Consider the following 14,751-nt stretch of genomic DNA (forward strand, 5'->3'; position numbering starts at 1 on the left):
AACTATTAAGTAGTTCTGTGACTATTAAACCTATAACTAAAAAAGCAAACTAAAGTTTGAATTATATTGTTTTTTAGATATAGAAATGATTTAATAAGCTTTTTTTGGCAGTCAATAGTTTACTAAATGAGAATCAGGGTATGAATAAATTTCTTAGCGTTTTAGTGTTAGGCTCAGCATTGGCGCTTAGCGCTTGCGGTGGTGACAGTGATAGCAGTGGTAGTGATAACAATACGCCAGCCAAGCCAACCACCCCTACAGCTCCAGCTACTCCTACAAAGCCAACATCAGCTACCTGTATTTCTACAGGTACAAGCCCAGCGACTGTTAATGTGACTGTTCCTAATAATGGAAGCTGTACTTATTCAGCATCAGTCGTTAATAGTGGTGCTAAAGTGACGTACAGTTGTAGTAATGGCACCCTTAATTCAGGTGGTGTAACCTCTGGAGGCGGTATCAATATAAATAACTATCAATTCCGTTGTGCTAAATAAGATTAATCATTTAAAGTCGAAAAGGTATCTACTTGAATAGTGGATACCTTTTTTGTATTAAATTAATAAGTTTATAAATTATTAACTAAAGAATACTAATTCGCTTATGAAAGACAAAACCCTATACTTAGCATCCATAATTATTGCCTTTATTTTCGGTAGTTTAGGCACTTATTTGCTTATGACCAAGCAGCAGATGGATCAGGTTATGCAAGGGAGGCATCAGGACAACTCATCAATGCAGGATAATGCTGCGCCTAGTCTGGATCAAAAAGATACCAGTCTACCCGTAAAGCTACAAGCGCTTGAGCATCAGAATGGTAACAACATGCCAGCGGCAGGGTCGCAGAAGGTAGGCTCTATGCATGATTACTCGCAAGAGCAAGCTTTAGATATCGTCAATAAAATGCCTGACTATATGCTAGGACAGTACATTGATCGGTTTATGTCACAAGGGGCAGGTGAAGCGCTCTCTGACAAACGTCAATTTGCGCAGCGTGCGGTTGAAGAGTTGTATAAAGAAAATGACAATCAGCCACTGGTCGGTGAGGTTAAGTTATCACTCACGTCTTCAATGCCATCATCATCCATGGATACCTCAAACATCGACAAAAATGCTACTGTGTTTGCGCATCTTGACACAGGGGGGAAAGTACCTCCCAGCCCATTCGTATTTGTCAAATGGGTAAATAATCAGACAGGACAAGTATTACTGTTTGAGAAAAAAGACATTGTGACCAACAGTAATCAAAATTGGGTCAGTTTTAAGCCTGATGATGGCTGGCTGCAAGGCAGCTATGACATTCGCTTTTATCAATTTACCTCAGAGCTACAGCCAATCGCACAATTGACCTATCAGATATATAACGTCGAAGATAGTAAGCTAAGTACAAACAATAGCGGGGCAGTAACAGCGACCGCCCAAAACTAAGTTATATTATATTTAGAATCCACAAGGCGCATCAATCGTGGCAATCACGCCGCCACCTAGACATACTTCATTGATATAAAAAACGGCTGACTGACCTGGAGTGACGGCACGTTGAGGCTCGTCAAACACCACGCGGACATCGTTTCCGTCAGCACTTGTTGCAAATACATGACACGCTTGGTCTGGCTGACGATAGCGAGACTTTGCCATACAGAGTAGACCTTCTGTCGTAAACACTTCTGCAGGTGGCAGGCCGTCGACCCAATCCATTTTATAAGCCGTCAGCTCATTGCTAAGCATCATTGGATGTTCATGCCCTTGACCGACGATCAAACGGTTTTTGCCCAAATCTTTTGCCAATACAAACCAAGGTGCCTCTACGCGGTCTTTGACACCGCCAATACCGATACCGCCGCGCTGCCCCAAGGTGTAATACATCAAGCCATCATGAGTGCCGATAGTATGCCCATCGTCAGTCACGATATCGCCTTTTTGGGCAGGCAAGTACTGCTGTAAAAAGTCTTTGAAACGGCGCTCACCAATAAAGCAGATACCCGTAGAGTCTTTCTTTTTGGCCGTCGCTAAGTCATGCTCTTCTGCAATCTGACGTACGACAGGTTTTTCGAGCTCACCGACTGGGAATAATGTCTTGGCAATTTTGTCGCCACCGACAGCATGTAAAAAGTAGCTTTGATCTTTATTGTTATCTAGACCACGTAAGAGCTGAGCAACTTCATCACCATTGGCGTTGGTGTAATTCATACTGCGCCGAGTATAGTGACCAGTAGCGATGTAGTCAGCACCAAGGGTCAAGGCATAGTCTAAGAATGCTTTAAATTTAATTTCTTTATTACACAAGATATCAGGGTTTGGGGTGCGTCCCGCTTTATATTCCGCCAAAAAATGCTCAAAAACACGATCCCAATATTCCATGGCAAAATTGGCCGTGTGCAGCTTCATACCGATTTTGTCACAGACGGCTTGCGCGTCTGCCAAATCATCCATCGCCGTACAGTATTCGGTGCCATCATCTTCTTCCCAGTTCTTCATAAACAGGCCTTCGACCTTAAAGCCTGCCTGCTGAAGTAGAACGGCTGATACAGACGAATCCACGCCACCTGACATCCCAACAATCACATGTTTGCTGCTAGGATTTTCGACATCGGTAAGTGTTAAGGGGCGATGAGTATTGAAAGACTCAGAAATGATTGTGCTTGAGGTATCTTGTATGGCTGACATAAAACGGCTCAACTATTTATACGTTATCCAAAGCAAACAGTGACGCCAAAAATTATGCGTTTACTACAATACGTAGTCTTAACACAACAACGTCAGCTTGTCTTTTGGATCTGGTATTATGATAAAATAAACGACATATTATACCAGTTAATTGAAACGGGTGGCGACCGATGGCGTCTTGCTGATGGTAAAACCCCTTTGAAAATACATATAGTGGTTTTGAATTATTTTAATCATGTTTAACTCATCTTGGAACAACAATGATAAAAATTGGTCAAGGTATCGACGTTCATGCTTTTCATAATAATGGTCAGCAGCAGCAATACGTCATACTAGCAGGCGTGCCTATTGAGCATAGCCATAGTTTGCTGGCACACTCTGATGGGGATGTGGTGTTGCATGCACTCGCTGACGCGCTGCTTGGTGCCTTAGCACTTGGCGATATTGGTCAGCATTTCCCTGATACCGATGCGGCACATGCGGGCTTGGATTCACGAGTCTTGCTACGTTATGTCTATGGTAAAGTACAAGAGGCAGGGTACCGGTTAGGCAATGCGGATATCACCGTCATGTGCGAACGTCCGAAGCTTGCACCGCACAGCCAAGCCATGCGCGATAATATCGCCAGTGATTTGCAAACGGACATTAGCAATATCAGTGTGAAAGCCACCACAACTGAAAAATTGGGATTTACTGGTCGTCAAGAGGGCATCATGGCCAATGCCGTGGTATTATTAGTCCCTAATGCTGTCGAACCTATATAGGTCGAAATTCGTGCTTGCAATACAGGGGCAACCGCCCCATGTATCAGCCACGTATTTACACAATTATTTTTATATAAATAATCATTTCAATGAACCGCTTTATCAATAGGAGCTTTTATGACTGAGCAAACCCCAAACACTGCTGCAAACGACGTTGAACAATTGATCCGTGATCAAATCCGTGACAATAAAGTTATTCTTTATATGAAAGGCACACCGCAGTTTCCACAATGTGGCTTTTCTGCTAAATCGATTGAAGTTCTTACTCAGATCGGTCGCCCATTTGCGTTTGTCAATATTTTAGAAAACCCAGAAATCCGTGCAACGTTGCCAAAAATTGCTAATTGGCCAACGTTCCCGCAATTATGGGTTGATGGCGAGTTGATGGGTGGATCAGACATCATCTTGCAGATGTATCAATCAGGTGAGCTAAAGCCATTGGTTGAAGCAAACAGCCCAGCGGCTTAATGCTAGAAACACTTATCTAAGCTTTTTTATTATAGCCATTCCACTATAAAAGTATGACAGCGTTAACCTCGCTTGAAGTATCACCTATACATCTACACTTGGTTGCCTTGTACTACTTTTAAATTGAATCGACTATATCAAGCGGATAAGTTTTAACGATAAAAGCTCGAGTCAGTCCTTAATTGGTCGCTCGGGCTTTTGTTGTTTTTGTCAATGTTGACCCCATATATGGCTCAACAGTAAGCATTATAAAAATACAAATGATAAGAGAGCATTATGAGCAATCAACCAATAGAACAACAAACGCCCGAACCAGTATCTGCTGAGCAAGCGGCAATTGAGAAACGCCGCGAGCATTTAAAAAACGAATCGACGCGCATCATCGAGATTGCCAATAGTGAGTCCAACTCAGCTCTGAAATGTATTCATCAGCTTAGTGTGGCAGGCGGCGCGACAGAAGCGACGTATATTGCTATTGAACAGCGCATAGTCGCCGATCAAGATACGGCAGGTGCTTATCACTTGGCATTACTGGCACAAAACACACCAGATCTACCAATTGACGCGCGCCAGTTGATTGAGCTTGTGGCCAATAAAGGGGACAACCAACAGCGCTTGGCATTGCTCAAAAACTTACTGTTACCGCCTGTTGAGTTAATCAAAGCGCAGATTTTAGCGAGCGATGACGGTGATGCGATTGGTCAGATGAATGCATATCTACAGATCAATCCAGAAGGCTATGGTAGCCATCATATACTGTCTAGTGGTCAATTCGATCAAATCGTACCGCTAAGTCCTGGTAACTAGAGGTTAGTGACTAAATTGTTAGTTGCTAGGTGACCAATCGCTAAGCTTATAGTTATTAATTTCAATAATGCTTAATTTTAATAGTTTTTGTCGTAACGTTTTTTAAGCGTCAAAAAATTGTTATAATGATAGGTTATCTACCCAATTACCAACGACTTATCTGAGTCGTTGTCTTTTTTATAAATTCGACTGACGTTTATTTGCCGATTGCCATACTGTTTTATAATCACACGGTTTGATAATAGAATAGGGCCGTCGGCAGCGTTATGAGTCAAGTGAGGCACACATGCAATACCCAAAACATTACGACGTGATAGTGATCGGTGGTGGTCATGCTGGCACAGAAGCTGCTTTGGCAGCCGCACGTATGGGCGCGCAGACCTTATTGTTGACGCATAATATTGAGACGCTCGGGCAAATGAGTTGTAACCCTGCGATTGGTGGTATCGGTAAGTCGCACTTGGTGCGTGAGATTGATGCATTGGGCGGTGCGATGGCGCTAGCTACAGACAAAGCAGGTATCCAGTTTCGCGTGCTAAACAGCCGTAAAGGTGCTGCTGTTCGTGCCACACGCGCGCAAGCGGATCGTATTCTTTATAAGGCCTCTATTCGCCATACATTAGAGAACCAGCCAAACCTAGACTTATTCCAGCAAGCTGCTGATGATATCTTGGTCGAAAATGGCCGCGCGACAGCAGTGGTAACCTCGACAGGCATTATCTTTAAGACTGAAACAGTGGTACTGACCTCAGGGACTTTCTTGGGCGGTGTGATCCATATCGGTTTAGAGAACTCAAATGGTGGACGCGCAGGGGATCAGCCTTCTATCAAGTTGGCAGATCGTTTGCGTGAGCTTAAATTGCCAGTCGGTCGTCTAAAAACAGGTACACCAGCGCGTATCGATGCTCGTAGCGTTGACTTTAGTGTGATGACCGTACAGCCGGGTGATACACCGCTACCAGTCATGAGTTACATGGGTGATGTGTCTATGCATCCAGAGCAGGTCAATTGCTATATCACGCACACCAATGCGCGTACTCATGACATCATCCGTGAGAATTTAGACCGTTCTCCGATGTTCTCTGGAAAAATCGAAGGCGTGGGTCCACGTTATTGCCCATCTATCGAAGACAAGATTCACCGCTTTGCGGATAAAGACAGCCATCAGATATTTATTGAGCCAGAAGGTCTGACCACGCATGAGCTATATCCAAACGGTATCTCAACCAGTTTGCCATTTGATGTGCAGTTAGAGTTTATTCATAGTATGAAAGGGTTAGAAAATGCCCATATTACCCGTCCAGGTTATGCGATTGAGTATGATTACTTTGATCCGCAAAACCTAAAGCCAACGCTAGAGACTAAGTCTATCGATCGTCTTTACTTCGCAGGTCAGATTAACGGTACAACTGGCTATGAAGAAGCAGGCGTGCAGGGGTTGCTAGCAGGTACTAATGCGGCACTCGTGACCACTAATAACAGTGAGTTTGATGTGTGGACACCGCGCCGCGATGAAGCGTATCTTGGCGTGCTCGTCGATGATTTGATTACGCACGGTACTACTGAACCGTATCGTATGTTTACGAGCCGTGCAGAATATCGTCTATTGCTACGTGAAGACAATGCCGATCAGCGCTTGACTGAAACAGGTCGCAAGCTTGGTCTAGTTGACGATGTGCGCTGGCAAGCCTATCAAGAAAAAATGGAAGCCATCGCCACAGAAACCTCACGCCTAAAAGACATGTGGGCAACCCCTGCTAACGCACTGGGTAAGCAAGTCGCTGAGCAAACGGGCGAGGTGCTCTCCAAAGAGTCGACTGTCTTTGATTTGCTAAAGCGTCCGCAGATTCATTTTGCGGATATCGCTGCCATTACTGACTCAACAGTGGATACACAAGTTGGGGAGCAGATAGAGATTTCTGTCAAATATGCAGGTTACATCGATCGTCAGCAAGAAGAGATCGATCAGATGAAACGTCTAGAGAACACCGCATTACCGCTAGATTTTGATTATAGTATCGTCTCTGGTCTCTCAAACGAGATAGTGCAGAAGCTCACACATATTCGTCCGGCTACGCTAGCGCAAGCGGGTCGTGTGAGCGGTGTCACACCTGCTGCGATACAGCTATTAGCGATGACGATTAAAAAGCACAAAAAAGTAAAAGCTGCTTTGAACTCATGATAGCAATACAGTAAAGCCTTTACAACAAAGTACTCATAGTATAAAAAGCCCGTAACGAGATATCATTACGGGCTTTTGTTTGTCAAAAATACAGTCTTCCTTGAAAGAAAGGAGCAGGTGACCTTGTCTTATTGTCTACTTTGTCTCTATACTAGGTCAAAAAACCTTACTACTATCTATTAACTTATCTCGTTGATGCTCATCTCATGATGGGCAGGTCATCGAATTGAGCCCATTTATGATTGATGCTATTGTCTTTGCGATTACTATTGTCCTACCCAACCTTGCCTTGATGTGGTTGGGTTTTTTTATGCAAAGGCGTGGTGAGGCAAGCCAGACATTTATCGATCAGTCATCAAGTTTTGTCTTTAACTATTGCCTGCCATGTTTGCTGTTCTTTAGTGTGGTCGATAGTGACGTCGATTATGCCAAGCAAATCACGCTAATTTTAGTGGGTATCTTAGTGACGTTTATATTGTTTATTGGGGCAGAGATCTACGCCAAACGCTTCGTCAAGCGTCCTGAAGACCAAGGTGTGTTTGTACAAGGGGTATTCCGTAGCAATATGGCCATCATTGGCCTTGCAACCGTGGCTAACGCTTATGGCACGCAAGGTCTAAGTATCGGCGCTGTCTATATGGGTGTGGTGACAATACTGTTTAATATTTTAGCGGTCATTACCCTAAGCCGCGTATCCAAAAGCATAGATGATACATGGGTCAGCCGTAGCACTATGATTGTCAAAAAGCTATTTACCAATCCACTGATTTTGGCATTGGTTGGCGCATTTGTATATAAAGCACTGCCATTACCGCCACTCACAGGGGTGATTCATACCACAGGTGATTTGTTAGCCGCCGTTGCATTACCACTAGCACTCATTTGCGCTGGTGCTAGTATCAATTTGAAATCTATGTTGCATCCCTCAGGCTTATCCATGCAGGCCAGCATTGGTCGAATCGTCATTGCGCCATTAATCGCTATCGCCGTTGGCTTGGCATTTGGCCTATCTAGCGTACACATGGGCGTGCTGTTTTTGATGGTGGCATCGCCAACTGCTGCAGCCAGCTATGTTATGGCAAAAGCAATGGGTGGCAATGACATACTCGCAGCCAATATTTTAGCGTTTACCACAGTCGTCGGTATGTTTGGCATGGCAATTGGCGCGGCAACTTTACGTGGATTGGGTATGATGTAAGCTCTATTTTGGCGATCTAAGAGAAGACAAGAGTTAAATAATAAATTTATAAGTAGGAGCATTAATCTTGCAATTGTTAAATAAAGCAGTCGTGACGGAACACCTTAATATGCAGGCAGCCATTGATGCGATTGAGACATTGTTACATCAGCAAGCAGCACATCCTAATTGGATTAAATCCCCTGAGCGTTTGGTGATAAGCACCTTTACTGATTCTGATAGTCATCGTTCAGGATCACATCTATCTATGCCAGCCACGATGTATGATGGCGATAATGAATACACGGTCGTAAAATTAGTGACTATTTGCCCTGATAATCCCAGTCGTGATATGCCAACGACCACGGCTATTGTTACCGTATCAAATAACGATACTGGCGCTATACTAGCAGTTATGGACGGCATCTATATTACGCAGGTACGTACCGCCGCATTGTCAGGTATCGCGACCAAGTATATGGCAAAAGCCAATTGCCAGAGTGTCGCAGTGGTTGGTTGTGGCGGCATGGCTTATGAGCAATTGCATGCGGTGCTAACGGTACATCCAGAGATTGAGACGGTGTATTTATGGAATAGAAATCATGAAGGCGCACAGCAATTTAAAACGCGTTTTGCCCGTGATTATGCCCAATGGAATGTAGATATTCAGGTCTGCAAAGCGTTAGACGACGCCGTCCGTGACGCAGATATTATTAATGTAGCAACTCGTGCCACTGAAGGTTTATTTAGCATTGATCAAATCAAATCTGAAGTACATATCAATGCAGTCGGGCCCTATCAGCCTTCAATGAAAGAGATCAGTAATGATGTGATTGCCAAGAGTAAGATGGTCATCGTGGATGATTTGGCTGGCAGCCATCACGAAGCGGGTGACTTAATTCAGGCGCATGATAGCGATGATTGTACGTGGGTATGGGATGATCTGAGCGGGGATTTGCAAGCGTTGGTTACCGGCACATTAAAAGAAGGCATTGCTAAGAGCGATAAAGGTATTACGCTATTTAAATCGGTCGGTGCGGCCAGTTTCGATGCAGCAGTTGCATTATATGTGGCAAAACAAGCCCAACAACAGAGTCTAGGTTCTTCAATAGATTGGTAAAACTGCTTATCATTGAAAATAATAAATTATTCTGTGACGGATAGTAAAATTAAATAAGCCCCCTTTTCAAATAAGAAAAGAGGGCTTTTAGTTTGATTTAGCGTTCGCTGTTACGCTTGTCTTCGCGGCGCTGCTTCTGCTTTGGACTAGTACGATAGGTCAGATAACCACCGACAGCCATCACCGCAAGAAAGGCCATAATATATATAAATATTGATGAGCCAATGAGTAATGAGGCACCGATAATGGGAGTTGCTTCCATGTCAAAAATCCAGTTAAGGTTCAACAATAATTATGCAAGTGTCTCATTTCATTGTAAAGTAAATAAGTTTAGCGCCGGTGTAAGTTCAAGTGAACGGATACGGGCGGCTTGGTCATAGATATTAGCCGTCACAATCAGCTCATCTGGCTGATAAGTTGCCAAAAATGCTTCGAGTCTTGGTTTGACGGTTTCGACAGAGCCAATAAATGATACTGACAGAGCATTATCTACCATCATTTTTTCTGCTTGACTCCAGATACTGTCCATATCGTGAGTAGGCTTGGGCATTTGACCTGTCTCACCACGGCGCAAACGTACAAAGCTCTGCTGCGCTGAGGTAAAGTGATACTTAGCCGTCGCATCATCATCAGCCAGTAACAAGTTTGCAGCCAGCATTACATAAGGCTTATCTAGGTAGACAGATGGTTTAAACTGCTCACGATAGGCATTGATTGCTTGTCCAAGCATTTGCGGTGCAAAGTGAGAGGCAAATACATAGGGTAGTCCTAAATGTGCAGCTAAGGTCGCGCCAAACAGAGAAGAGCCTAATATCCAAATAGGTATGCCTGATTTTGCACCAGGAAATGCCTGTACAGGGCTGCCATCTGTATCATTGCCTAAAAAGTACATGAGCTCTTGTACATCTTGTGGAAAGCGTTCTGCATCTTTCATTTGACGACGTAGTGCCTGAAACGTTGCACCATCAGTACCAGGTGCACGGCCTAAACCTAAGTCTACACGGTCGCCATAAAGCGCCTGCAAGGTGCCAAACTGCTCGGCAATGACTAGAGGGGCATGGTTGGGTAGCATGACGCCGCCAGCACCGATACGTATGCGCTTGGTTTGGCTACCGATATGCGATAGTAGTACTGACGTGGCTGCACTGGCGATACCCGGCATATTGTGATGTTCTGCCATCCAATAACGGTTTAAGCCTGATTTTTCTGCTTGCTGCGCGGTTTCGACTGTTTGCGCGATGCCTTCAGCGATGGTTTTGCCTTGAGGGACAGGTGCGAGATCTAGGAAAGACAAAGGGATTTTATTACTCATAAATGTTCCAGTAGTGTATTAATTATTTTCTACTGATATGCTTATGGTCGGTGACAGTTTCAAGTACCTCTAGCCACTGTTAATCAATCATAACAAAGTAGACTAACTCTGTATTTAAGCTCACTTAACAATTATTAATATGTATTTATAAAAGTTGTCGTTTGTCAAAATAAGCTATAAATAAACCATAAGTAAGGTCATAAGAGGCCTTAACGGCATTATGTTTTGGCATTAAAAAAAGCAGGCAACCTAAGTTACCTGCTTTTTTGATTGGCTAGTGATAAAGCAACAATGAATCAAATCATTAGCGCTTTATCAATATCATGTTATTCAACTTAGGTGCTATCTAATATAGTGCTATTTAGATTGATCACCAAGCTTATAAGCCAAGACGTAATCCCCAATTGTTGTACCAACTGAACCATGTCCACCAGCAACCAAGAGCACCATTTGCTCACCTTTCGAGTTCAAATAAGTCATTGGTGTGGCTTGACCGCCTGCTGGAATACGAACATTCCATAGCACATCGCCATTTTTCAGATCATAAGCTCGGAAGTTATTTTCCGTCGCCGCTGATAAGAACGCTACGCCGCCCTTAGTGATGATAGGACCACCGATACCAGGGACACCCAATTCCAGTTTGATTGGAATAGGAGACAAGTCTTGTACGGTACCGTTTTTACGCTGATAAGCAATCTCACCTGTGGCCAGATCAGCACCTGCTATCGTGCCCCATGGTGGCTGCTGACAAGGGACACCAAGCGGTGATAAGAAAGGCCCAAGCTCGACTGCATAATCGGCGCCTTCATTAGCATTGACTCCTTGCTCACCTTTGTTGGTTTCCGCATCACCCAACGTCTCTCTAGGAATGAGTTTTGAGGTAAATGCCAAATAGGTCGGCATACCGAACATCACGCCATTTTCAGGATCGACAGCGATGCCGCCCCAGTTAAAGGTGCCGAAGTTACCAGGATAGACCAAGCTACCATTAGTTGATGGTGGCGTATAACGGCCATCATAATTGAGCTGATTGAACTCAATACGGCACATCATTTGATCAATGAGGCTAGCACCCCACATGTCTTTTTCAGTCAGTGGTGCAGGCTCAAAGCTCAAGCCAGAGTAAGGCTGAGTAGGTGCCGCATGTTCTCCTGCTACCAGATATCCTTGCGGCGCATCGCGCTCTTTGATCGGTACAATAGGCTCACCTGTTGCGCGGTTCAAGACATATACATCACCTTGTTTAGTCGGTACGACCAACGCAGGCTGGACACCATCAGCAGTATCTAGGTCAAGCAATGTTGGCTGAGCAGGGGTATCCATATCCCAAAGGTCATGATGGACAAACTGCTGAACCCAGCGCGCTTCACCCGTCTTGATATCTAACGCGACCACAGACGTTGCATATTTTTCTTCAGCGGCATTTCGATAACTGCCTAGCTGATCAGGCGTACGATTGCCCATTGGGAAGTAGGCCAATCCAAGCTCTTCATCGGCACTGGCGATCGCCCATGAATTTGGCGAGCTGGTTTTGTAAGTTTGGGTTGGATCATTGACATCGAAAGGCGCTGTGTTTTCAGGATCGCCTGAGTCCCAGTTCCAAAGTAGCTCACCAGTATTGACATTATAAGCACGGATCACACCAGAAGGTGAGTTGACATCATAGTTATCGTTGACAGCACCAGCTACGATGATGGTATCACCGGCGATTACTGGTGGTGACGTCGAATAATAATACCCTGCTTGATTAAATGGCATGTTATGCATCAAATCTAGTGCACCATCATCACCAAAATCTTGGCAGCGTTGTCCAGTATTTGGATCAAGTGCATATAGTTTAGCATCAGAGGTTGGAATAAATATCTTGGCATCGCACTGTTTAGAGGCGTTTTCAAAAGTATTACCAGCGATTTTTTCAACCATCACATTGCTGGTTGCAGCAGCTTTATTAGTAATGGCGCTGTTATTGCTTGTCTCTTCATTAGTAAGGGCAGGCGTCGTATTAGAGCCAGATTGACCAGCATAATAAGACACACCTCGGCAAGTTTGATGCTGACGTTGTAGGTTTTTCTCTACTTTTGGATCAAACGTCCATAGTGATTCACCAGAGTCAGCATCTAGTGCCATTACCCAGTTGTGAGGCGTACATAAGTACAGCGCATTACCAATTTTTAACGGCGTTGCTTGATAAGTGGTCTCGCCGACATCGTCAGGACCTTTGACATCACCTGTTTGGATTTGCCAAGCCAGCTCTAAATCTTTGACATTATCAGTGTTGATTTGAGTCAAAGGAGAGTAGCGTTGTCCATAGTCAGTACGACCATACGCGCTCCATTCACCATCTGGCGTTTGCTGACCGTTTGATAGAGGATCACCAAGATTTGCAGCAGTATCGGTTGATGTTGCGTTTTGCTCGCCATCATCTGTAGCAGATAAATCAAGTTCGCCTAATTTATCAGTGGCATTGTTTGCCAAACTCCCAAAGGAGAGCAGCGCGCCTACGCCGACACTGGCAAGCAGTCCCCAATAGTACAGAGGGCTTTTCTTAGTCGTGTCTGTGGTCGTTGGCGTGCTAGCAGCGCTCGTCGATATTGGCGTCTTGTGTCCACGCATCTTATTCGATACCCATGGCAATAGCATGAGCAAACCAAATATGAGCGGGAAACCAACTCGAGGTGCTAGCGCCCACCAATAGAAGCCAGATTCCCAAAGTGCCCAGACAATGGTCGCGACTATAAAGAGAGCGTATAGCCCGTAAGCACTCCAATGTTTTTTGAACAATAAAAATGCTGTCGTTAGCATGATAACGCCAGCAAAGAGATAGTAAGGACTACCGCCTAAAGAGAGCAGATAAGCGCCGCCGATAAGTAGAGGGGCGGCGAAAATTGCCATAATGATCGCTACGAATTTTTCCATGAGCGGTATCACCTGTTACATAGAAGCAAATGGACATGCAGTGGTCGACACCCAGTAGTCATCAAATGTTTAAGTCATTGAATGTTTAAGTCATTGAATGTTTAAGTCATTGAATGTCTAAGCGTCCAGCAATACATGCATAAAGAAAAAATAAATCAAACGCTGGATGACGTTCTAGACTCTATTTTATCATTTATGCATAAGTTCGGTAAAGGTAGGGTAAGCTAGGAGTAACGGTTTGGTAGGGTGGTTTTAGTTGTTAAATTGTTTCTGACATAGCTCCATAAAGGCGCGACCATACTGACGGATTTCTGCATCATCACGTACTGCCATCCAACTGGTAAAACGTCCGAAGTGATCCACTGGGATAGCAGTTAAGTTTTGATAATGGCTTGGCTCAAAGGCCATTTCTGCGATAATCCCAATGCCTAGGCCAAGTCCAACATAGGTACTAATCACGTCAGCATCGAGCGCTGCTAGTACGATATCCGGCTCTAGACCTGCGTCTTCAAAGGTCTTATCGATTGCGCCGCGTCCAGTAAAGCCGCCGTGATAGGTCACAATTGGATAGCTGGCAAGGGTAGGCAAATCGATAGACTCTAGGCTAGCAAGCTCATGATCGCTAGGTACGATGACGCGATGCGTCCAATCATAATAGCGATAACAGCGTAGATAGTTATTGTGTAGCAAGGACTCAGTAGCGATACCGATATCGGCCTGCCCACGAATGACCATCTGTGCGATGGTCTCAGGATCTGCCTGCTGCAAGATTAGATTTACTTTAGGGAAACGATCCTTGAACTCTTTGACCACTTGCGGCAATACATAACGTGCCTGCGTGTGAGTCGTGGCAATCGTTAATGTGCCGATATTTGGATTATTAAAATCTAAACTGAGGTTTTCAATGGTACGGATTTCAGCAAAGATAGACTCAATATGCGGCATGAGCGCTGTGCCCATGGTCGTAAGCCCTGTCAGTCGCTTACCTTGACGAACAAAAACCTCGGTCTTCAGTTGATTTTCGAGTGCGGCAATATGTTTTGATAAGCTCGATTGGCTGGTATGCAGTACGGTCGCTGCTTGACTTAAGTTATAGCCATTGATCACCGTATGCCATACTGTCTCCAACTGCTTGAGCTGAATTTGTAAATGCCGTTGGTTGACCACTACGTCGATTGCCATAACTGAATCCTATTGTATAACTATACAAACCTTATCTGTATTTGAAAGGTCTGTATATGAAAGTAAAAGCGTACAAACATACCGTAAGCGAGTAGTGTAGAACAAAGCTATTATTCTTGTATATAATAAATAGCTATCAATTTATGATAATTATGAATA

Annotated in this window: 13 protein-coding genes; 8 read left to right on the forward strand and 5 right to left on the reverse strand. The window is 44.3% G+C overall.

Features of this window, described 5'->3' with window-relative positions; all coding sequences use genetic code 11:
• The first annotated feature begins 140 nt into the window (after window positions 1–140).
• Both I6E86_RS04925 and I6E86_RS04930 read left to right on the forward strand, forming a co-directional pair.
• A complete protein-coding gene (locus I6E86_RS04925; protein WP_197175765.1) occupies window positions 141–494 on the forward strand; it encodes a hypothetical protein in 354 nt (117 codons plus the stop codon).
• A gap of 106 nt (window positions 495–600) precedes the next feature.
• Window positions 601–1,425, forward strand: a complete 825-nt coding sequence (locus I6E86_RS04930; RefSeq protein WP_197175767.1) for a hypothetical protein — start codon at window positions 601–603, stop codon at window positions 1,423–1,425.
• A gap of 12 nt (window positions 1,426–1,437) precedes the next feature.
• On the opposite strand, the gene mnmA is transcribed toward I6E86_RS04930, so the two are convergent.
• Window positions 1,438–2,664, reverse strand: coding sequence for a tRNA 2-thiouridine(34) synthase MnmA (mnmA, locus tag I6E86_RS04935; RefSeq protein WP_197175768.1), 1,227 nt, complete (start codon window positions 2,662–2,664; stop codon window positions 1,438–1,440).
• 260 nt (window positions 2,665–2,924) lie between these two features.
• Here mnmA and ispF point away from each other — a divergent pair, with 260 nt between their 5' ends.
• The 6 genes from ispF (at window position 2,925) to I6E86_RS04965 (ending at window position 9,182) form a co-directional block, all read left to right on the forward strand.
• Window positions 2,925–3,428: a 2-C-methyl-D-erythritol 2,4-cyclodiphosphate synthase gene (ispF, locus tag I6E86_RS04940; protein WP_194363138.1), complete on the forward strand. Its 504-nt coding sequence runs from the start codon at window positions 2,925–2,927 to the stop codon at window positions 3,426–3,428.
• A 117-nt stretch (window positions 3,429–3,545) separates the two neighbouring features.
• Entirely contained in the window at window positions 3,546–3,896 is a 351-nt protein-coding gene (gene grxD / locus I6E86_RS04945) for a Grx4 family monothiol glutaredoxin (RefSeq protein ID WP_197175769.1), read from the forward strand.
• A gap of 276 nt (window positions 3,897–4,172) precedes the next feature.
• On the forward strand, window positions 4,173–4,703 hold the full coding sequence (locus tag I6E86_RS04950; protein WP_197175770.1) for a hypothetical protein: 531 nt from the start codon (window positions 4,173–4,175) through the stop codon (window positions 4,701–4,703).
• 286 nt (window positions 4,704–4,989) lie between these two features.
• A complete protein-coding gene (gene mnmG, locus I6E86_RS04955) occupies window positions 4,990–6,885 on the forward strand; it encodes a tRNA uridine-5-carboxymethylaminomethyl(34) synthesis enzyme MnmG (protein WP_197175771.1) in 1,896 nt (631 codons plus the stop codon).
• A 238-nt stretch (window positions 6,886–7,123) separates the two neighbouring features.
• The gene (locus I6E86_RS04960) at window positions 7,124–8,083 is read left to right on the forward strand and encodes an AEC family transporter (RefSeq protein ID WP_197175772.1); all 960 of its coding nucleotides are present in this window, start codon (window positions 7,124–7,126) and stop codon (window positions 8,081–8,083) included.
• A gap of 67 nt (window positions 8,084–8,150) precedes the next feature.
• Window positions 8,151–9,182 (forward strand): ornithine cyclodeaminase family protein, encoded by a 1,032-nt coding sequence (locus I6E86_RS04965; RefSeq protein ID WP_197175773.1) that lies wholly within the window; start codon window positions 8,151–8,153, stop codon window positions 9,180–9,182.
• Window positions 9,183–9,279: 97 nt separating this feature from the next.
• Here I6E86_RS04965 and I6E86_RS04970 read toward each other — a convergent pair whose 3' ends face one another.
• From I6E86_RS04970 to I6E86_RS04985, 4 genes are all read right to left on the reverse strand, one after another.
• On the reverse strand, window positions 9,280–9,444 hold the full coding sequence (locus tag I6E86_RS04970) for a hypothetical protein (protein WP_197175774.1): 165 nt from the start codon (window positions 9,442–9,444) through the stop codon (window positions 9,280–9,282).
• 48 nt (window positions 9,445–9,492) lie between these two features.
• Window positions 9,493–10,494 (reverse strand): LLM class flavin-dependent oxidoreductase, encoded by a 1,002-nt coding sequence (locus I6E86_RS04975; protein ID WP_197175775.1) that lies wholly within the window; start codon window positions 10,492–10,494, stop codon window positions 9,493–9,495.
• A gap of 357 nt (window positions 10,495–10,851) precedes the next feature.
• On the reverse strand, window positions 10,852–13,410 hold the full coding sequence (locus tag I6E86_RS04980; protein WP_197175777.1) for a membrane-bound PQQ-dependent dehydrogenase, glucose/quinate/shikimate family: 2,559 nt from the start codon (window positions 13,408–13,410) through the stop codon (window positions 10,852–10,854).
• Between the two features lie 252 nt (window positions 13,411–13,662).
• On the reverse strand, window positions 13,663–14,592 hold the full coding sequence (locus I6E86_RS04985; RefSeq protein WP_194363147.1) for a LysR substrate-binding domain-containing protein: 930 nt from the start codon (window positions 14,590–14,592) through the stop codon (window positions 13,663–13,665).
• Window positions 14,593–14,751 lie beyond the last annotated feature (159 nt).

The sequence above is a fragment of the Psychrobacter sp. SWN149 genome (genome assembly GCF_015864565.1).
Lineage (GTDB): Bacteria > Pseudomonadota > Gammaproteobacteria > Pseudomonadales > Moraxellaceae > Psychrobacter.

Excerpts from the sequence above, each read along its gene's own strand:
- I6E86_RS04925 (WP_197175765.1), top strand. The coding sequence starts at position 141 with ATGAATAAATTTCTTAGCGTTTTAGTGTTAGGCTCAGCATTGGCGCTT.
- I6E86_RS04930 (WP_197175767.1), top strand. The coding sequence starts at position 601 with ATGAAAGACAAAACCCTATACTTAGCATCCATAATTATTGCCTTTATT.
- mnmA (WP_197175768.1), bottom strand. The coding sequence starts at position 2,664 with ATGTCAGCCATACAAGATACCTCAAGCACAATCATTTCTGAGTCTTTC.
- ispF (WP_194363138.1), top strand. The coding sequence starts at position 2,925 with ATGATAAAAATTGGTCAAGGTATCGACGTTCATGCTTTTCATAATAAT.
- grxD (WP_197175769.1), top strand. The coding sequence starts at position 3,546 with ATGACTGAGCAAACCCCAAACACTGCTGCAAACGACGTTGAACAATTG.
- I6E86_RS04950 (WP_197175770.1), top strand. The coding sequence starts at position 4,173 with ATGAGCAATCAACCAATAGAACAACAAACGCCCGAACCAGTATCTGCT.
- mnmG (WP_197175771.1), top strand. The coding sequence starts at position 4,990 with ATGCAATACCCAAAACATTACGACGTGATAGTGATCGGTGGTGGTCAT.
- I6E86_RS04960 (WP_197175772.1), top strand. The coding sequence starts at position 7,124 with ATGATTGATGCTATTGTCTTTGCGATTACTATTGTCCTACCCAACCTT.
- I6E86_RS04970 (WP_197175774.1), bottom strand. The coding sequence starts at position 9,444 with ATGGAAGCAACTCCCATTATCGGTGCCTCATTACTCATTGGCTCATCA.
- I6E86_RS04975 (WP_197175775.1), bottom strand. The coding sequence starts at position 10,494 with ATGAGTAATAAAATCCCTTTGTCTTTCCTAGATCTCGCACCTGTCCCT.
- I6E86_RS04980 (WP_197175777.1), bottom strand. The coding sequence starts at position 13,410 with ATGGAAAAATTCGTAGCGATCATTATGGCAATTTTCGCCGCCCCTCTA.
- I6E86_RS04985 (WP_194363147.1), bottom strand. The coding sequence starts at position 14,592 with ATGGCAATCGACGTAGTGGTCAACCAACGGCATTTACAAATTCAGCTC.